Below are 17,645 nucleotides of genomic sequence, written 5' to 3'. Positions count from 1 at the left end.
GAAGATTAAGCGATTTTTGTTACTGTCTTAACTCGCGAATGAGTTTAATCAAGTGCGTTGTTGAGCTATCGTGAGCAGAAATATCAGCATCATCTTTCAACTCTGGCACGATCGCTTTTGCCAATTGCTTGCCGAGTTCCACGCCCCATTGATCAAAAGAGTTAATATTCCAGACAACCCCTTGAACAAATACTTTATGTTCATACAAGGCCACTAACTGTCCCAACATCTCAGGCGTTAATTTAGGGAATAGCAATACATTGCTTGGTCGGTTACCCGGGAAAACCTTGTGCGGTAATAATGCTTCGAGTTCTTTTCCTTCATAACCTTCTTTAACCAGCTCAGCACGCACTTCCTCAGCGGTTTTGCCTTTCATCAATGCTTCGGCCTGTGCTAGACCATTCGCAAGCAGAATAGACTGATGATCACACTCTGGATAATGACTATTCACAGGTAAAACGAAATCGACCGGAATTAATTGCGTGCCTTGATGAATCAGCTGGAAATATGCATGTTGCCCATTGGTACCAGGCGTGCCCCAAATTACAGGACCTGTTTTGTAGTTAATACGTGCACCAGAACGGTTAATAAACTTGCCGTTGCTCTCCATATCAAGTTGCTGCATATGGCTTGGAAAACGAGCTAATGAGTGATCATAAGGGACAATGGCTTGCGTTTGTGAATTAAAGAAATTCACATACCAGATCCCCAGCATCGCCATAATGACAGGAATATTTTCTGCTAAAGGCTGCTCACGGAAATGTTTATCCATTTGATGACCGCCATCAAGCAATCGCTCAAAATTATCCATTCCCGTATACAAGGCGATGGGTAAACCGATGGCACTCCACAAGGAATAACGACCACCAACCCAGTCCCAAATTTCAAACATGTTCGCAGTATCGATACCAAACTTGGCTACTTCAGTGGCATTGGTAGACACTGCGACAAAATGTTTGGCCACATCTTGCTGTTTCCCTTTTTTCAGAAACCAATTTCGTGCTGAATGAGCATTGGTAATTGTTTCCTGAGTGGTAAATGTTTTTGAAGCCACAACAAACAAGGTTGTCTCAGGATTCAATTTTTCTAAAGTTGTGCTGAGATCAGTACCATCGACGTTTGAGACAAAATGCACGCCCATACCCTCGATGCCATAAGGTTCAAGCGCATCACAAATCATCGCTGGCCCCAGATCAGAACCGCCAATGCCGATGTTTACGATATCGGTAATTTTCTTACCGGAGAAGCCCAACCATGTGCCATTGTGTACTTGCTCACAAAAGTTACGCATTTTTTCAAGCACAGCATTAACCGTTGGCATAACGTCCTTGCCATCTACCATGACAGGCGTATTACTTCGGTTTCGAAGGGCAGTATGCAAAACAGCCCGGCCTTCAGTGTGATTGATCGCTTCACCTTTGAACATACGCTCAATCCAGTCTTGTAGCTCAACAGCCTCAGCCAACTGAATTAACTTATCTACGGTCTCTTGGGTGATGCGGTTTTTGGAGTAATCCAGTAACAAATCACCACTTTTGATTGAAAATCGTTCAAACCGGCTTGAGTCCAACGCGAACTGTTCACGCATGGATACGAATTTCAGGTCAGAATAGTGTCTGACCAAAGACTGCCATTCAGGTATATTCAAAGGTGTCATAGTTCTTAGATTTCTTGTATTAGTTATAATTATTGACTGAGGAATGAAGGCAGATCAGCCCACTTTATGGTCTGCTGCTCCCCTGTCTCCATGGTTTTTATACCGATTGTTTGGCTGGACACTTCATCATCTCCCAGAATAAGTGTCCAACGCGCTCCGCTTCGGTCTGCGCGTTTAAATTGGCTTTTAAAACTACCACCACCACAGTGGCTAATCAACTTTATGCCAGGAAGTTCATCACGCAAACGTTCCGTTAATAATGGTGCTTGTGCCATTGCCTGTTCACCGACAGCAACTAAGTAGGCATCAGTTTGTTTAATATCCGGTAATGATTGGGTTGCTTCGAGCAGTGCGACAAGTCGCTCCAGACCAATAGCAAAACCAATCGCTGTGGCGCCTTTTCCACCCAATTGAGCCACTAAACCATCATAACGGCCACCAGCACAGACAGTACCTTGTGAACCCAACTGGTCGGTTACCCATTCAAAAACGGTTTTTCCGTAATAATCCAAACCTCTGACCAGCCTTGGATTAATTTCGTAGTCAATACCAACACTATCGAGGATCTGACATAACTGTTCAAAATGCAGCTTAGATTCATCATCCAAATGATCTATCAGTTTGGGGGCCGCTTCATTTAATGCCTGCATTGCAGGATTTTTACTATCCAGAATCCGTAGTGGATTTGAGTGTAGACGTCTTTGGCTATCTTCATCGAGTTCAGCTTGGTGCTTTTCGAAATAGGCAATTAAAACTTCGCGATAAGCTATTCTGGCTTGAGTACTTCCAAGTGAGTTTATCTGGAGAGTCACACCTTTCAGACCTAACGCTTTCCAAAGACGCGCTGTCAGCATAATCATTTCAGCATCGATATCTGGGCCATCGAAGCCATATGCTTCTACACCCAACTGATGAAACTGGCGATAACGGCCTTTTTGCGGACGTTCATGACGAAACATTGGCCCCATGTACCAAAGGCGTTGCGTTTGATTCAGTAAACCGTTTTCCATGGCAGCACGAACACAACCTGCTGTCCCTTCTGGACGCAACGTTAAACTGTCTCCATTGCGGTCCTCAAAGGTATACATTTCTTTTTCTACAATGTCTGTGACTTCACCAATGGAGCGTTTAAAAAGCTCTGTTTTTTCGACAATCGGAAAACGAATTTCTTGATAACCATAACCAGCAAGGACATTTTTCAAGGTCGTTTCTATGACCTGCCAGTATGGTGTTGTTTCAGGAAGAAGGTCATTCATTCCTCTTATAGAGCGGATTATCTCTGCCACGTCTAACTCAGATCCTTTATCGGAATTGTTTTAATATTTTTTTGCTGTTTTTGTATTTCAATACGTTTACGTATTTGCTGTTCTAATTCGTCTACCAACGCTTCATTTTCGACTTTGTGGTTTGGCTTACCATCAACGTACAGCAGGTTTGGTGTACCTCCTGTCAGCCCAATAGCAGCTTCTTTAGCTTCACCGGGACCATTAACAACGCAACCGATAACAGCCACATCCATCGGTTCAGTGATGTCTTCCAATCTTGCTTCCAGTGCATTAACGGTTGAGATCACATCAAACTGTTGGCGCGAGCAGGAAGGACATGCAATTAAATTCACGCCTTTACTTCGAATGCGCAAACTTTTAAGAATATCAAAACCGACTTTGATTTCTTCAACCGGATCAGCTGCAAGCGAAACCCTGATGGTGTCGCCAATCCCTTCTGACAACAACATACCCAAGCCAATAGCAGATTTAACAGAACCAGAACGAAGCCCACCGGCTTCCGTAATACCCAGATGTAAAGGCTGTTCAATTTGCTGAGCAAGTTTTCTATAGGCATGCACAGTCATAAACACATCTGACGCTTTGAGACTGACTTTAAAATCGGGATAGTTCAATCTATCCAGGATATCAATATGTCTCAATGCTGATTCAACTAATGCATCGGGAGTCGGTTCGCCATATTTCTTCTGAAGCTCTTTTTCTAAGGAACCAGCATTTACCCCAATTCGAATAGGTATACCGTGATCACGTGCACTGTCAACAACGGCGCGTACACGTTCTTCTCGACCAATATTGCCGGGATTAATACGTAAACAGTCCACGCCTAATTCAGCAACGCGTAACGCAATCTTGTAATCGAAGTGAATATCCGCGACAAGAGGAATAGATACCTGCTGTTTAATTTTACCAAAGGCTTCTGCCGCATCCATGGTTGGTACAGAAACACGCACAATATCTGCACCCACTTTTTGTAATGCCTGAATTTGACCTACTGTGGCAGCGACATCTGTTGTCTCCGTATTTGTCATACTCTGTACAGCAATAGGTGCATCACCGCCGACAGCCACATTCCCCACCATAATTTGACGAGATTTTCTTCGCTGAATATTAACGGTTGAGTTTTCCATTATGACTGAGCTCCTAAAGTCAGTTTTGCAACATTACCTTGTGTAAAAGGCTGCAAGTCAACAGGTTGATTGTTGTAGCTCACATCAGCAACAGTGGCTTTACCTAATAATATTTTCATAGGTAATTCGCTTTTAAGTTCGATAGATTGTTCTGCTCGCATGACTTGACTGAGTAAAGTATTCATTGCTGTATCTGTTACCTCAACCCAGCAGTCACCAGAAAAAGACATTTTAAGAATATTTTGATGTGGCTCAGCACTTGTAACAGACTCAACGTCTTCATTCACCTCAACAGAAGCAAGGTCTTCCGACTCTGTGATGTTATTGTCGCTATCATTTTGTTCACTTGACTCGGTTGTATTGTTCAAGTCATTCATTGTTGAGATTGATGAGTCTTCTGGCTCTGATTGAGACAAATCGTCATTAAAGGTTGTATTGCTGGCCTCATCCATGTCGTTTTGCTCGGTAACGATCTCACTGGACTCGCTCGTGGCTGTTTCATCAGCCGCTCTATTGGACTGCCATTGTTGATATGCTGACCAGAGAATGAAAATTCCGACAAGAAAAAAGAGAATCATCAACCATGGCAATGGTTTTTGTTCTTCAGTACCAACCGGCTTGACCAACCTTGGTTCACTGTCACTCTGTTTGTATTCATCATTGAAGACGGCCAGCATTTCTTCTTGGGGTAAGCCCAAGAATTTTACATAACTGGCGAAATATCCGCGGGCATAGGTCCGCCCGTGCAATTTGTCCCATTGTTGCGTTTCAAGATGCATGACAATGTCTTTGGTGAGCCGCAGCTGTGTCGCCACCTCTGCTAGTGACAAATTCTTGCTTTCACGTGCTTGTTGGAGTCGGGCCCCTAAACTCGGGCTGTTAGAACTCACCACAAAATCGTCATTCAAATCACTCATTACTCAACAAGCCCTTGGTTAACAATACGCATCTCATCCGAATCAGGAAAACGAGAACGCAAAATAAGTTTGTAGCTAGATACCGCATTTTTATCAGCTAATTTGGTTTCCACTCTGATGCCTAACAAGAGAGCCTGGGGCGTCCAGTTGGCTGCTTGCTGGAACCGTTGAATGTAAGCCCTAGCCTGTAAGTAGTTTTGTTGTTGATAGCTAATATCAGCCATTTGTAACAAAGACTTGGGTAGCCCAGGCACCATCTGTAATGCTTTACGGAAATAGCCTTCAGCGCGATCAATGGCTCCCCCTTTTGCTGTACATAACCCTGCATTTTCATAGGCAAGCGGCGCGCTTGAATAGAGCGGATTTTCTACAGCTTTCAGGAACCGTTTCTCCGCCTCATCGTAGCGGCCTTGCTGACACAAAAAGACGCCATAGTTATTTTGAGCTTCAGAATAATCTGGTTCCTGCTGAATCGCTTTCTCAAAATGCTCTTCGGCTTTTTCATTTTCATCTAAGCGTTGGTACAAAAGAGCGATGGTATTGTGCGCACTGGGTAGGTTAGGATTTTGTTTCAGCGCTTTCTCAAGCTTTTCAAGTGCGATCTTGTAATCGCCTCGTTGCATGTAATTCAAGCCAAGACGCATATTGATATCAGCTGCTTTTGCATCCTTTGCTACATATTGACTTCTTGTTCCACCATTACTGCTACACGCTGTAAGTACAACAAACATCATCACGACTAAAGCATTACTGACACGATTACTCATCGATGAATTACAACCTCCTGGGCCTTCATGCGTTCACTACGGCGCGACTTATCTTGCACTTCACCTGCTAACTGACCACAGGCAGCGACAATGTCGTCACCTCTTGTTTTTCTGACCGTAGCCACTAAACCTTGGTCGATCAAATATTGCTGAAAGCGCACAATTTGATTACGTGATGAACATTTGTAATGCGTGCCAGGAAAAGGATTGAAAGGAATTAAATTAATTTTATTGGGAATATCTTTTAAAATCCTGACGAGATCTTTTGCATCCTGTATTGAATCATTAATGCCATCGAGCATGACATACTCAACCGTAATGTGACGACGCTGTTGTCCAACAACATAACGCTTACATGCCGCTAGTAATTCGGCAATGGGATATTTTTGATTGAGCGGAATGATTTGACTTCTTAACTCATCATTCGCGGCATGCAGTGAAATAGCCAAACTCACGTGACAATCCTCACGAAGTTTATCAATCATCGGCACCATACCTGACGTGCTTAGTGTGAGCCGTCGCCACGAAATACCATAACCAAAATCATCTCGCATTAGATTCATCGCCGTAACGACATTGTTGTAATTGGCTAATGGCTCCCCCATGCCCATCATCACGACATTCGTGACAACACGGTTGCCTTTGGGATCCTTACCTAAAGCTTCATTAGCAATCCATAGCTGGGCGATGATTTCCGCGGCATCCAGATTGCGATTAAAACCTTGTTGCGCTGTTGAGCAAAAAGTACACGTCAGTGCACAACCAACTTGTGAAGACACACATAACGTACCTCGACTCCCCTCAGGAATAAAGACCGTTTCAATGGCATTACCGCAGGATAACTTGATAATCCATTTCCGTGTTCCATCTTGAGAAACATGCTCGTGCATCACTTCCGGCAGCTTAATCTCAGCGACAGCGTCTAATTTTGCTCTTAAGGCCTTGCTCAAATTACTCATTTCAGCAAAGTCTGTTATTCGATACTTATGTATCCATTGTAAAAGCTGACGTGCACGGAAAGGTTTTTCGTCAAGTTCGACGAAAAACGCTTCCAGACCATTCAGATCTAATCCAAGAAGATTCGTGCGTTCAGTCATAATCAGCTCTTAGCGTGTGCGTGCACAAACTTCATCATCAGCGAAGAAGTAAGACACTTCGCGTGCAGCGCTCTCAACAGAATCAGAACCGTGAACCGCATTTTCATCAATGCTTTGCGCGAAATCAGCACGGATAGTGCCCGCTGCTGCTTCAGCAGGGTTAGTTGCGCCCATTAGGTCGCGGTGTGTTAAGACAGCATTTTCACCTTCTAAAACTTGAACGATGACTGGACCAGATGTCATGAAGCTAACAAGATCTTTAAAGAAAGGACGTTCTTTGTGTTCAGCGTAAAAACCTTCTGCTTTTTCTTGTGATAAGTGCATCATTTTTGCAGCCACAATTTTTAAGCCCGCTTTTTCAAAACGTGTGTAAATTTCACCAATCACATTTTTTGCAACAGCATCAGGTTTGATGATAGAAAGAGTGCGTTCAATCGCCATGTTATTCCTCTATATTTAATTTGAGTCAAGAAAATCCTGATATTCTAGCATTTCTCAGCCATCTAATATCAATGTTGTGAAACAAATCACGTTAAATCTGTTTTTACTTTGGATTTTATGGCAAAAGCATTACTATCAGATGACCGTTTTATAACCATAGGAAGCCATTTTGACTACCCAATCTGCATTTAAGCGTATCGGACTTTTTATTCGTAAAGACGACCCTGTTATGGAAAATGCGGTTGAGCAGGTAAACGAGTTTCTAGCTACACGTGACTTGACTGTTGTATGTAACGAACCACTTTCATTTTTACCATCACTTGATGTTATCTCCATTAAGGAATTCAAAACTCATTGTGATCTGACCATCGCTATAGGCGGGGATGGCACCCTGCTCTCTGCATCAAGAGCGCTTGCCGGTACCAATATGCCCGTTGTGGGTATCAATGTTGGCCGTCTAGGATTTCTCGCTGATGTTACTTTAACGAATTTATCACATCAGCTTGATGCCATTCTTTGTGGTCATTACCGGAATGACAGTCGATTTCTGCTGAATGCAAGCATCACTGGCGGTACGAAACCTCCAAGCATCGCAATGAATGATGTGGTCATTCATTCATATCAGAATTTGCATATGATTGAGTTCGAAACCCATATCAACGGCCGGTTTCTAAACAGTCAGCGTGCAGATGGTATTGTGGTATCGACTCCGACGGGTTCAACTGCCTATGCGATGTCTGCAGGAGGTCCAATATTGGATGTGGACCTGGATGTGGTGGTTTTAGCATCAGTCTGCCCACATACTCTCAGTAATCGGCCGCTAGTAGTTTCAGCAAATAATGTCATTGAAATTACTTTAAGTGAAAACAATATCACTACCGCAATGGTAACTTGTGATGGACGCCCTGGGCTTGTTCTTCAGCCCGGCGAGACTGTGCGTATAGAAAAACACGAAAGTCGAATCAGGCTATTGCATCTTGAAGATCACGACCATTATTCTATTCTTCGCGCCAAACTGGAATGGGGAAGAAAGTTAACATGTTAGTCGGTCTGAGTGTTCGTAACTTAGCGGTGGTAGAAGATCTTGCTCTTAATTTTGAGCCTGGCATGACATCGCTAACTGGAGAAACTGGTGCTGGTAAATCGATGTTAGTGGATGCGCTTAGCTTAGTGCTAGGTGATCGCGCAGACTCGAATATGATTCGGCACGGTGCAGAGCGTGCTGAAATTGAAGCCGACTTCAATCTGAACAACAACGTAAGCTTAGCTAAATGGTTAAAAGACCATGAATTAGATGAAGAGGAGCAATGTCACCTTCGTCGTACAATCAGTCGTGATGGACGCTCAAAAGGTTATATAAACGGTCGTATGGTTCCACTGGCACTTTTAAGAGAAGTCAGTGAGCGAAGTATCGACATACATGGACAACATGCACATCAATCATTAATACGGCCTCAGACTCAGCGCGAAATATTAGATATTGTCGCTGATAACAAAGCATTACTCGATAAACTCAAATTGGCTTATCGAGATTGGTCATCGTCACAGCAAGCGCTCCAACAATTGAAAAGCCAGTCCGATGAGCAACGCGCCAAACAGGAATTATTGCAATATCAGGTGGGTGAACTGGCTAATTTCCAATTATCGGAATCACATATCCAGCAGCTTCTTCAAGAGCAAAACCAACTTGCTAATGCTGCTGAGTTGATTAGTACAGCAGAAGCAGGCTTACATCGTATCTTTGATGAGGAACAAGCGGCTGCATACGACATCATCAACCATACATTAAGCGAACTTGAAAAGCTTCAGCATGTTGAACCACGTTTCGCTAGCGCTGTAGAAACACTTAATGCGGCTATTATCAATCTTGATGAAACGGCAGATGAGTTACGTCAATACTTGGATCATATCGATCTCGATCCGGAACGATTAAACAGTATTGAAAATGAACTATCACAGCTCCACGATATCGCGAGAAAACATCAAGTCGAAGTCGAGGAGTTACCCGAACTCTATCAAGAATTAACAGCAGAACTCGACCGACTCTCTTCCAGTGAAGTGCATCTAGCTGAACTCGAAACACAATTAGCTGAAAAAGAGAAGGTTTGCCGAACACTAAGCGAAGAAATACACCAGAAACGAATCAAAACGGCTAAACCACTAGCAAAGCAAATTTCAGCCTCTATCAAACAGCTGGCCATTCCATCTGGTGAAATTGATATTGAAGTCATCGCCAATCCAGATCAGAAATTTTCAGAGTACGGTATGGACAGTGTTCGAATTTTAGTCAGAACAAACCCTGGACAACCCTCAGGTGAGCTGGCCAAAGTAGCGTCAGGAGGTGAGCTTGCCCGGATCAGCTTGGCAATTCAAGTTGTCACGGCTGGAAAACGAACGGTCCCAACCTTAATTTTTGATGAGGTGGATGTAGGTATTGGTGGTAGTGTTGCTGAGGTGGTGGGTAAACATTTAAGAGCGTTAGCTGCAACGCAACAAGTGATTTGTATTACACATCTACCGCAAGTAGCTGCGCAAGCACACCATCAATTACAGGTCAGTAAAAAACATTTAAAAGACAGCACTCATATTGTTGTTGATAAACTCGATAAACAACAGCGTATTGAAGAAATAGCTAGAATGCTAGGTGGCGTGAACCTGACCACTAAAACACGTTCTCATGCAGAGGAAATGCTGGATCAGGCTCAACGCTAGATTATTTACTATTCTTCTCTTAAACACGTTTGGCAGATCCCATAGATATATAAACTATGATCCGTCATCTCCCAACCTTTTTCTTTAGCGATGGCTTTTTGGCGTTGCTCGATGACTTCATCGAAAAACTCTTCAATCTTGCCGCAGCGCACACACAGTAGATGATCATGATGACTACCGTCTTGTAGCTCAAATACAGCATGTCCACCCTCAATGCTGAGCCTGGAAACTAGTCCGGCTCCCTCAAACTGCGTTAGTACACGATAAACTGTGGCTAAGCCTATTTCTTCTCCCATATCCAGAAGTGCTTTGTACACATCTTCCGCACTCATATGACGCAAATCTGATGTTTCCAAAATTTCCAAGACTTTTAATCTTGGTAGCGTCACTTTTAATCCAGCTTTTCGTAAATCTTGTCTTTCCATTATTATTGTTGCCTCGTAGAAATGCTGCGAATAGAGTATCATCGCAGATTGGTAATTAACTACAGAAATCAATACTAAATGAAAAGCTCCGTTGTTTACAGCCTTTCCTTGGCAGTTATTTTGTCATTGTCAGCTTGCAGCACCGATAAAATACCTGGTGTTTATCGCATAGATATCCAGCAAGGTAATGATGTTACTCAAGAAATGATCAATCAACTTGAGCCTGGCATGACGAAAAATCAGGTCGCCTATGTTATGGGCACACCATTACTCATTGATACTTTTCACCCGAATCGCTGGGACTATGTCTATAGTTATCAACCCGGCGGAGAAGATCGCGAACAACGCCGTATCACCCTTTACTTTGATGAGTCAGAAAAATTGGCACGCATTGATGGTGATACACGTACTGTGGCTAGAGCAGATCTACCACAGGTTGAACGCCAGGATAAAAATGTTATCGTGCCTTTAACAGAGAAAAATACTGGCCTGTATTCAAAGCTAAAAAGTCTGGTGGGTCTCGGGGATGATGACGAGGACATTGAAGTTATTGAAGGCACGGATCCCGCTAAACCTGATGTGGATCAACAGCAAATTCCTGACAGAGACATTCAATAACAAAAAAGGCGCCAAAGGCGCCTTTTTTATGCTGGTTTTTCAAATTTATCAGTGGTTGGGTTATAGCACATCAATTCACCTTTATCGAGATCAAAGTACCACCCGTGTAATCGTAAATTTCCGGCTTCAACACGGTTTTTGATACATTCAAATGTCATCAGATTTTCTAAAGAAACAAGTACGGCTCTTTGTTCACACATCTTTAACTGAATACTTTCATATTCATGTTTATGATTCACTTTTACCCAGTCCTTAGCGCTTTTCGCAATAGACACCCAGCGATGAATAAATTTGGAATCTTCAACACCATCACTTTGCCATAAAGCACGTATACCACCACAATTGCCATGGCCCATCACTACGATGCTCTCTACATTTAGCGAATTCACAGCAAACTCCAATGCTGAACTTGTACCATGATGGTTATTATCTGTTTCACAAGGAGGAACGAGGTTTGCCACATTTCTTACGGTGAAAATATCGCCAGGGTCGCAATCCGTTAAAATCGCAGGATCAACTCTAGAATCACAACAGGCAATCATGAGTATTTTTGTTGGCTGCCCTGTTTTCATACTCTCATACAGTGCTCTGTCATCACCAAAGTATGTTTTTTTAAATCGAGAAAAACCCTCTAGTAATTTATAGGTCGTCGGCATGTTGTTATTGTTATCTCAAAAATTGTAAAAAAGGGTTGTGACGTTTCTCATCAGCTAATGTAGTTGTCTGACCATGACCGGAGTGAACAATCAAAGAACCGGGTAATGAAGACAGCTTTATCAGACTCTTTTGCATCAGAGCAGCATCTCCCATGGGTAAGTCAGTGCGCCCTACACTGCCGGCAAACAAGGTATCTCCCACGAAAATGTCTTGATTTGTATAGTAACAACCTTGTCCAGGTGTATGTCCTGGGGTTGAAATAAAGGTTAAATCTGTTTCTCCTAGACTGATGACATCGCCATCATCAACAAAATGATCAACTCTGCCACATGGTCGATTCATATGTGGAGCACCGAACCAGTCGCCTTGTTGTGGCAGTGTATCGAATAAAGGTTTGTCTAATCTTGGAAGGTAGGTTTCTGCGTCAAATAGATGCTGTATGTCTTTTAAAGAGCCAGCATGATCAAGGTGACCGTGTGTTAGTAGAATTTTAGTTAGCTTAAATTCTTCACGTTTAGTTTCAAGATAATCAGCGAGCTCTGTTGTCTCACCGGTATCAATGATGGCGGCCTCATTTGTCGCTTCATCAATAATCAAATAGGTATTCACCAAAAAGGCGCCAACGGTGATACATTCGATTTTTAACATCTAAAATCCATGACCGTTGACGCCTTCAGGTAGAGTTCTCTCTACAGTTTACTTATCCCACTTTTTGCTTGATTCGCGTGCAGTAATCATATTCTGCTTGAACCAATCACTTTTCACTTTTTGTGTTCTTGCTAAGTCCAGATTAGCCTCATACCACTTTTTCTTAATATCAGCATGTGGATCCGGATGCATATTAGCTTCGTACCATTTGTTATGGCTGATACGCGCTTTCTCCAGATTGGCTTCGTACCATTTTTTATCTGTTTCAGTTGTCAGCTCATCACTGATTTCATACCAATGTTTTTCTGTCGGTGTGTTATCGAGATTCGCTTCATACCACTTAATACGTTTTTCACGAGCTTGTTTTAAGTTCGCTTCGCGGAAAGCTAATTTCCAATCGGTGTCGTTAGCCTCTCTAAAATCATACCAGTGCGTTTGCGTAGGCTGGTTATCATTCGCTTCGTACCAACGACTGCGTTCTGCACGAACAGCTGCGACTGCAGATTTCAAGTTAGCTTCATACCACTTGTTTTTAGTGTGGATGTGCGCTGCAATATTAGCCTCGTACCACGGTGTATCAGAAACCTTAGCTGGTCGCTGGTTGGCTTCGTACCACTTTTGGTTCTCTCTAGCGATAGCCGCGTTATCTGCAAACCATTTGGTTTTGACTTGACGCGTGCGAATTAAACTTAAGTTAGACTCATACCAACGTTTTTTGACTTCAGCGTGAGGATCAGGATGAATATTTGCTTCATACCATTTGCTGTGATTAATACGAGCTGTTTGTAAATTAGCTTCGTACCATTTCTTTTTGGTGTCTGAATATTTTTCATCACTGAACTCATACCAATGTTTTTCGGTAGGAGTATTGTTCAGATTTGCTTCATACCATTTAATACGTTTTTCACGTGCCTGATCAAGATTCACACGCATCCAAGCTTTTTTGACATCACTGTACATTTCTTCACTAAAATGTTGCCAGCGTTTTTCAACCTCAGATTGACTTCTGTTGGCTTCATACCATTTACGAGTAGCGCGTACAGACTGAACGGCTTGGTCTAGATTAGCTGCATACCATTTATTTTTGGTTTCAATATGCTCAACCAAGTTAGCTTTGTACCAAGGAATCTCAACGTCTTTCGCTGGACGCTTGTTAGCGTTATACCAGGGTTTGGCAATGTTTATAGATGGTTTGAGGTTAGCCTCATACCATTTGCTTCTGGATTCTCTCGCTGTTTTTAGATTAGCTTCGTACCATTTTGCTTTAATTTCAAACGTGCTAGTCATATTTCTTACCTCTCTGGGCATTTAAGTATTCTGATAGTACATGACTTTTAATCAAGTTCACAACAAAATCAGTAGGATATTTGATTGAGATCAGTTTTACTCATAACAGTGCTTTTCTGCTTTTATACGTTGTAACGCTGATATCTGTTGCTCTACTTGTAGCTGTCGTCTATCTTCTTTTTCTTCTACTAAAGCAGAATACCCTAAATAGCCTAATCCTAGCCAGCCTTGAACAATCGGTATGCTATCGATCATGATGAGTGCGGTAGCTGCTTTATTTGCATCATCTTTATAAAAACTAGGCTTATAAGTGTACCGGTAAGGATGTAACTGATTGATTGCTTTATCAACTTGATAACAGCTCATTTGTTGCATATTTTGATCGGGTTTTACCACTGGCGGTTCAAAATAAATTGGCTCAGCAGGTACGGGTGGTAGTGTCATGGCATAAGCATTCATTGAAAAGGCCATATAGATAAAACACAATAGAACACTTAATCTTTGCATGTGATTACTCCGTCATTTTTATATCTACTCTACTTATCGTCATCAACATCAGAGTCTTCAATAAACCCGTCACTCAGATGATGATTCTTTATCGTTACGGTTATGATCACCCCATTTTTGTATTTGCTTCATCACATGCGCATTAAATGTATCATCCGGAAAACCAATTTCTTCATCGTACTCACCTGCTGGCATGCCAGACAATAATGCCAGAGCCTGATTGACATGACTCACACCGTAGATATGGAATTGTCCACTTTCCACAGCATTGATCACATCTTCTCGTAGCATGAGATGCTGCACGTTTGTGGCAGGGATAATCACCCCTTGCTCACCGGTTAACTCACTGAGCTGACAAATATCAAAGAAACCTTCGATTTTTTCATTCACACCACCAATAGCCTGAACTTGCCCCATTTGATTCATGGATCCAGTTATTGCAATTGACTGCTTCATTGGAATGTTGGCGATGGAGGATAATAGAGCGCATAGTTCTGCAACCGTGGCACTATCACCGTCCACTTCACCATAATTTTGTTCAAAAACGATACTTGCTGACATCGATAACGGATTATCAGATGCATATGTTCGTCCCAAATAACCACTCAGAATTAATACGCCTTTAGAGTGTATGTCGCCACCGAGATCAACCTCACGTTCTATATCCACGATGTTGTCATCACCATAACGAGCTGAAACAGTCACTCTGGATGGCTGACCAAAGCTGAAGCCACCAATTCCCAGCACCGATAATGCATTGATTTGTCCAATCACTGAGCCTGATGTTGAAATATCAATAATATTTCGTTCAATTTGTTGATAAATCTGGCTTCGCAGCCGATCGAGCCTTTGTTCTCTTAACTTGATGGCGCTTTGCACATTATCTCTGGTGACAAGTGGATTCTTTTGCTGTTTCGCCAGAAAAGATGCTTCTCGTAATAAATCAGCCATATTGCCCATATGCAGAGAGAGTTTCTGGCTGTCTTCTATGCTCCTGGCACTATGTTCAATGACTTTAGCAATGGCATAGTTATCGAAATCAATTAATTTATATTTTTCAATGGTGCTTGCCATCATTTGAGCAAATAAGGTGTCGTTTTCAACACTTCGTGTCATTTCATCTTCAAAGTCAGCAACGACTTTAAAGAGGCCAGCGAACTCGGGATCCATCTCATATAACAGGTAATACAATTCTCTATCACCCAGTAAAACAACTTTCAGGTCCAAGGGTATTGGCTCAGGATCTAGAGACACTGTCGCCACGAGATTGTATATTTGCTCTAAAGCATCAAATCTTACTTCACGTGATTTTAATGCTCGCTTCAAGCCTTCCCAACCGTATGGCTGTAAAAGCAGTTGCTCTGCGTCAACGATCAAAAAACCACCATTTGCTTTGTGAAGCGCGCCTGCTTTAATCAAAGTAAAGTCGGTAACCAGAGCTCCCATCATCGCCATATTTTCGATGCAGCCAAGTAAGCTCTGATGATTGGGTAAATTTTCATACACGATTGGTGCACCATGCTTTTGACTGTTATCTACGAACAGATTGATTTGATAACGTTTGTGTATGTTAATGTCACTGGTAGCCTCTTCAGCAGATTGCTCATCTTTCAGAAAAGCATCCACATTACTGCGAAGATCTTTAAGCATAGCGTCAAAATAGTGCTGTAACTTGCTTGAGCTTGGATAGGCATGCTTGAGTTTGTTGACATGTTTACTCAACACTTCCAGTGCGACTTCATCGTTGAGAGCCTGTAACTGTTTTGTATTGTTTCTCTCCCACTCTCTGATTTCTAATAGGGTGTATTGAAGGTCTTCATGTAAATCTGCTATGGCATTCTCTGCATCTTCCTGCTGAGCCGCTGGTAATTGCTCAAATTCTTCAGAAGTCATCGCTTCGCCATTATGCTGAGCAGCAAAAGCATAATGCCCATCTTGCAGCCTTAATAAGACAATACCCTTCCGATCAGCTTCCTTTTGTAATACGCCAAATAATCTGACGCGATGTTTACGGGTTGCTTCATCAAGACTTCTTAGCCGCCCACGATAATATTCATCATCAAAGGCTTGAGGTAGTTCCTCCTTCAATGCATCAATAACATCCTCAATATCTTGGCGTAGTTGCTTAGCCTGCCCTGCTGGCAAACTCAGTGCATAAGGTCGTTGTGGATCATCAAAATTATTCAGATAAGCCCAATCTTTGGCCTCAGGAAGATGCTCAACATGTTGCTCCAGATAACGCCGGGTTAAGGTATATTTGCCTGCGCCAGCTGGTCCCATCACAAATAAGTTATAACCATCCGCATCAATATGACTGCCAAACTCGATGGCGCTCAATGCGCGCTGTTGACCAATAACTTCATTCGTCGCTTTAAGATCTTGAGTGGAAGAAAATGTCCATTGTTCAGGATTACAATGATGATATAACTCACTGACTTGTAATTTTGTGCTCTCAGGCATAGTTTTCTCGATTTGAATAAGTTACTTTAAGCTTAAGTCTAAGGAAAAAATAGACAATATACGATGGGAGAATCAGATGTCACCAAATGATTATGATGAAAAACGGGCATATCACCGAATGAAAATCGATACGCCTATTACATTTTCCTTAAGTGGCGATAAAGAAATAACACACAGGGGGATCAGTAAAAATTTAAGTGCCAGCGGTTTACTTATTCAATCAGACTTTTCACCAGCTGAGCATGACAGGTTAGAAATTGTCATGGATACGGGAAATGACAGATTCTCACCGTTTATTATTCAGGGAAAAGTATTGAGGGTAGAAGCTGATACTGAAATGGTCGGGCAATACCTGATATCTATTCTAATAGAAAAAGTCAGTAAAATTTATATCCAATAGCTTGTTTTTGTCATGACTTTTGAGGTGATCGACATCATTGTTTTCACAGGACGAGGTAATTCTGCACCACCCGCTTCCAATGCTGTCGTTCTATGATGAAGTTCATCTTCTCGCATCTGCTCAAGTACAGCACGACTTTTTAGATCATTAGCACTTAGTTTTGCCAAGTGTTCATCAAGATGATTAACGACTTGTTTTTCTGTTTCGGCCACAAAGCCCAAACTCCATTTATCACCTATTTTTCCAGCAACAGCACCTATGGCAAACGAGCCGATATACCAAACTGGATTTAGTACACTTCGATGTGATGAGAGTGAACTTAAACGTTCTGCACACCATACCAGATGATCATTCTCTTCCAGTGCTGCTTGCTCCATAGCCTGACGAACTTCAGGCAATTTAGCTGTTAATGCTTGCCCCTGATAAAGGGCTTGAGCAGAGACTTCACCAGAGTGATTTACCCGCATCAGACCAGCTGAATGCCTTTGTTCTGCAGTGCTTAATGCTGTCGCTTCTTCAATCTCATTTCCAGGTACATGACGTTGTGTTGTCTCAGGCTTTCCGACCACCGTAGTAATGGCTTTGTCTAACTCGATAATAACGTGATCAATCAAACTTAACTGTCTTACTTTGAACATA

General features: G+C 42.3%; 18 protein-coding genes. 4 read left to right on the top strand and 14 right to left on the bottom strand.

The window, feature by feature from the left end; translation table 11 throughout:
- Positions 1-19 precede the first annotated feature (19 nt).
- The 7 genes from pgi to ndk are packed head-to-tail and all read right to left on the bottom strand — an operon-like array spanning position 20 to position 7,292.
- Positions 20-1,657, bottom strand: a complete 1,638-nt coding sequence (gene pgi / locus QUE24_RS13090) for a glucose-6-phosphate isomerase (protein WP_286304254.1) — start codon at positions 1,655-1,657, stop codon at positions 20-22.
- A 29-nt stretch (positions 1,658-1,686) separates the two neighbouring features.
- Positions 1,687-2,943, bottom strand: a complete 1,257-nt coding sequence (hisS, locus tag QUE24_RS13085; protein ID WP_286304253.1) for a histidine--tRNA ligase — start codon at positions 2,941-2,943, stop codon at positions 1,687-1,689.
- 2 nt (positions 2,944-2,945) lie between these two features.
- A complete protein-coding gene (gene ispG, locus QUE24_RS13080; RefSeq protein ID WP_343749805.1) occupies positions 2,946-4,070 on the bottom strand; it encodes a flavodoxin-dependent (E)-4-hydroxy-3-methylbut-2-enyl-diphosphate synthase in 1,125 nt (374 codons plus the stop codon).
- Complete coding sequence (locus QUE24_RS13075) at positions 4,070-4,987, bottom strand: RodZ domain-containing protein (RefSeq protein ID WP_286304252.1); 918 nt, start codon at positions 4,985-4,987, stop codon at positions 4,070-4,072. Before QUE24_RS13075 ends, ispG begins: the two co-directional genes overlap by 1 nt.
- Positions 4,987-5,754 carry a type IV pilus biogenesis/stability protein PilW gene (pilW, locus tag QUE24_RS13070; protein ID WP_286304251.1) on the bottom strand — a complete coding sequence of 256 codons (768 nt, stop codon included), beginning with the start codon at positions 5,752-5,754 and terminating at the stop codon, positions 4,987-4,989. The genes QUE24_RS13075 and pilW overlap by 1 nt, the downstream gene beginning before the upstream one ends.
- Positions 5,751-6,851 carry a dual-specificity RNA methyltransferase RlmN gene (gene rlmN / locus QUE24_RS13065; RefSeq protein ID WP_286304250.1) on the bottom strand — a complete coding sequence of 367 codons (1,101 nt, stop codon included), beginning with the start codon at positions 6,849-6,851 and terminating at the stop codon, positions 5,751-5,753. The genes pilW and rlmN overlap by 4 nt, the downstream gene beginning before the upstream one ends.
- A 9-nt stretch (positions 6,852-6,860) precedes the next feature.
- Positions 6,861-7,292, bottom strand: a complete 432-nt coding sequence (gene ndk / locus QUE24_RS13060) for a nucleoside-diphosphate kinase (RefSeq protein WP_273181108.1) — start codon at positions 7,290-7,292, stop codon at positions 6,861-6,863.
- 169 nt (positions 7,293-7,461) lie between these two features.
- Between ndk and QUE24_RS13055 the strand changes: the two genes are divergently transcribed.
- Together QUE24_RS13055 and recN are read left to right on the top strand one after the other, a co-directional pair.
- Complete coding sequence (locus QUE24_RS13055; RefSeq protein WP_286304249.1) at positions 7,462-8,337, top strand: NAD(+) kinase; 876 nt, start codon at positions 7,462-7,464, stop codon at positions 8,335-8,337.
- Positions 8,331-10,004 carry a DNA repair protein RecN gene (recN, locus tag QUE24_RS13050; RefSeq protein ID WP_286304248.1) on the top strand — a complete coding sequence of 558 codons (1,674 nt, stop codon included), beginning with the start codon at positions 8,331-8,333 and terminating at the stop codon, positions 10,002-10,004. Before QUE24_RS13055 ends, recN begins: the two co-directional genes overlap by 7 nt.
- Before the next feature lie 8 nt (positions 10,005-10,012).
- On the opposite strand, the gene fur is transcribed toward recN, so the two are convergent.
- Positions 10,013-10,429, bottom strand: a complete 417-nt coding sequence (gene fur, locus QUE24_RS13045) for a ferric iron uptake transcriptional regulator (RefSeq protein WP_286304247.1) — start codon at positions 10,427-10,429, stop codon at positions 10,013-10,015.
- 78 nt (positions 10,430-10,507) lie between these two features.
- Here fur and QUE24_RS13040 point away from each other — a divergent pair, with 78 nt between their 5' ends.
- Positions 10,508-11,047: an outer membrane protein assembly factor BamE gene (locus QUE24_RS13040; protein ID WP_286304246.1), complete on the top strand. Its 540-nt coding sequence runs from the start codon at positions 10,508-10,510 to the stop codon at positions 11,045-11,047.
- Between the two features lie 26 nt (positions 11,048-11,073).
- On the opposite strand, the gene QUE24_RS13035 is transcribed toward QUE24_RS13040, so the two are convergent.
- From QUE24_RS13035 to QUE24_RS13015, 5 genes are all read right to left on the bottom strand, one after another.
- A complete protein-coding gene (locus QUE24_RS13035) occupies positions 11,074-11,703 on the bottom strand; it encodes a carbonic anhydrase (RefSeq protein ID WP_286304245.1) in 630 nt (209 codons plus the stop codon).
- 10 nt (positions 11,704-11,713) lie between these two features.
- Positions 11,714-12,352 carry an MBL fold metallo-hydrolase gene (locus tag QUE24_RS13030; protein WP_286304244.1) on the bottom strand — a complete coding sequence of 213 codons (639 nt, stop codon included), beginning with the start codon at positions 12,350-12,352 and terminating at the stop codon, positions 11,714-11,716.
- Positions 12,353-12,400: 48 nt separating this feature from the next.
- Positions 12,401-13,639 carry a hypothetical protein gene (locus QUE24_RS13025; protein WP_286304243.1) on the bottom strand — a complete coding sequence of 413 codons (1,239 nt, stop codon included), beginning with the start codon at positions 13,637-13,639 and terminating at the stop codon, positions 12,401-12,403.
- 96 nt (positions 13,640-13,735) lie between these two features.
- On the bottom strand, positions 13,736-14,146 hold the full coding sequence (locus QUE24_RS13020) for a hypothetical protein (RefSeq protein ID WP_286304242.1): 411 nt from the start codon (positions 14,144-14,146) through the stop codon (positions 13,736-13,738).
- Positions 14,147-14,215: 69 nt separating this feature from the next.
- Positions 14,216-16,606 (bottom strand): Lon protease family protein, encoded by a 2,391-nt coding sequence (locus QUE24_RS13015; protein WP_286304241.1) that lies wholly within the window; start codon positions 16,604-16,606, stop codon positions 14,216-14,218.
- 76 nt (positions 16,607-16,682) lie between these two features.
- Between QUE24_RS13015 and QUE24_RS13010 the strand changes: the two genes are divergently transcribed.
- Positions 16,683-17,006 carry a PilZ domain-containing protein gene (locus tag QUE24_RS13010; RefSeq protein WP_286304240.1) on the top strand — a complete coding sequence of 108 codons (324 nt, stop codon included), beginning with the start codon at positions 16,683-16,685 and terminating at the stop codon, positions 17,004-17,006.
- On the opposite strand, the gene coq7 is transcribed toward QUE24_RS13010, so the two are convergent.
- Entirely contained in the window at positions 16,994-17,644 is a 651-nt protein-coding gene (coq7, locus tag QUE24_RS13005; RefSeq protein WP_286304239.1) for a 2-polyprenyl-3-methyl-6-methoxy-1,4-benzoquinone monooxygenase, read from the bottom strand. The two genes, QUE24_RS13010 and coq7, sit on opposite strands and share 13 nt — an antisense overlap.
- Between the last annotated feature and the right edge of the window lies 1 nt (position 17,645).

The organism is Methylophaga marina (genome assembly GCF_030296755.1).
In the GTDB taxonomy this organism is placed as follows: Bacteria; Pseudomonadota; Gammaproteobacteria; order Nitrosococcales; family Methylophagaceae; genus Methylophaga; species Methylophaga marina.
The sequence above is the reverse complement of the archived record's forward strand: the minus strand, read 5'-3'. Positions and strand labels throughout refer to the sequence as shown.

What these genes read in the sequence shown, in the direction of transcription:
- pgi (WP_286304254.1), bottom strand. Translation starts at nt 1,657, where the DNA reads ATGACACCTTTGAATATACCTGAATGGCAGTCTTTGGTCAGACACTAT.
- ispG (WP_343749805.1), bottom strand. Translation starts at nt 4,070, where the DNA reads ATGGAAAACTCAACCGTTAATATTCAGCGAAGAAAATCTCGTCAAATT.
- QUE24_RS13075 (WP_286304252.1), bottom strand. Translation starts at nt 4,987, where the DNA reads ATGAGTGATTTGAATGACGATTTTGTGGTGAGTTCTAACAGCCCGAGT.
- pilW (WP_286304251.1), bottom strand. Translation starts at nt 5,754, where the DNA reads ATGAGTAATCGTGTCAGTAATGCTTTAGTCGTGATGATGTTTGTTGTA.
- rlmN (WP_286304250.1), bottom strand. Translation starts at nt 6,851, where the DNA reads ATGACTGAACGCACGAATCTTCTTGGATTAGATCTGAATGGTCTGGAA.
- ndk (WP_273181108.1), bottom strand. Translation starts at nt 7,292, where the DNA reads ATGGCGATTGAACGCACTCTTTCTATCATCAAACCTGATGCTGTTGCA.
- recN (WP_286304248.1), top strand. Translation starts at nt 8,331, where the DNA reads ATGTTAGTCGGTCTGAGTGTTCGTAACTTAGCGGTGGTAGAAGATCTT.
- fur (WP_286304247.1), bottom strand. Translation starts at nt 10,429, where the DNA reads ATGGAAAGACAAGATTTACGAAAAGCTGGATTAAAAGTGACGCTACCA.
- QUE24_RS13040 (WP_286304246.1), top strand. Translation starts at nt 10,508, where the DNA reads ATGAAAAGCTCCGTTGTTTACAGCCTTTCCTTGGCAGTTATTTTGTCA.
- QUE24_RS13035 (WP_286304245.1), bottom strand. Translation starts at nt 11,703, where the DNA reads ATGCCGACGACCTATAAATTACTAGAGGGTTTTTCTCGATTTAAAAAA.
- QUE24_RS13030 (WP_286304244.1), bottom strand. Translation starts at nt 12,352, where the DNA reads ATGTTAAAAATCGAATGTATCACCGTTGGCGCCTTTTTGGTGAATACC.
- QUE24_RS13025 (WP_286304243.1), bottom strand. Translation starts at nt 13,639, where the DNA reads ATGACTAGCACGTTTGAAATTAAAGCAAAATGGTACGAAGCTAATCTA.
- QUE24_RS13020 (WP_286304242.1), bottom strand. Translation starts at nt 14,146, where the DNA reads ATGCAAAGATTAAGTGTTCTATTGTGTTTTATCTATATGGCCTTTTCA.
- QUE24_RS13015 (WP_286304241.1), bottom strand. Translation starts at nt 16,606, where the DNA reads ATGCCTGAGAGCACAAAATTACAAGTCAGTGAGTTATATCATCATTGT.
- QUE24_RS13010 (WP_286304240.1), top strand. Translation starts at nt 16,683, where the DNA reads ATGTCACCAAATGATTATGATGAAAAACGGGCATATCACCGAATGAAA.
- coq7 (WP_286304239.1), bottom strand. Translation starts at nt 17,644, where the DNA reads ATGTTCAAAGTAAGACAGTTAAGTTTGATTGATCACGTTATTATCGAG.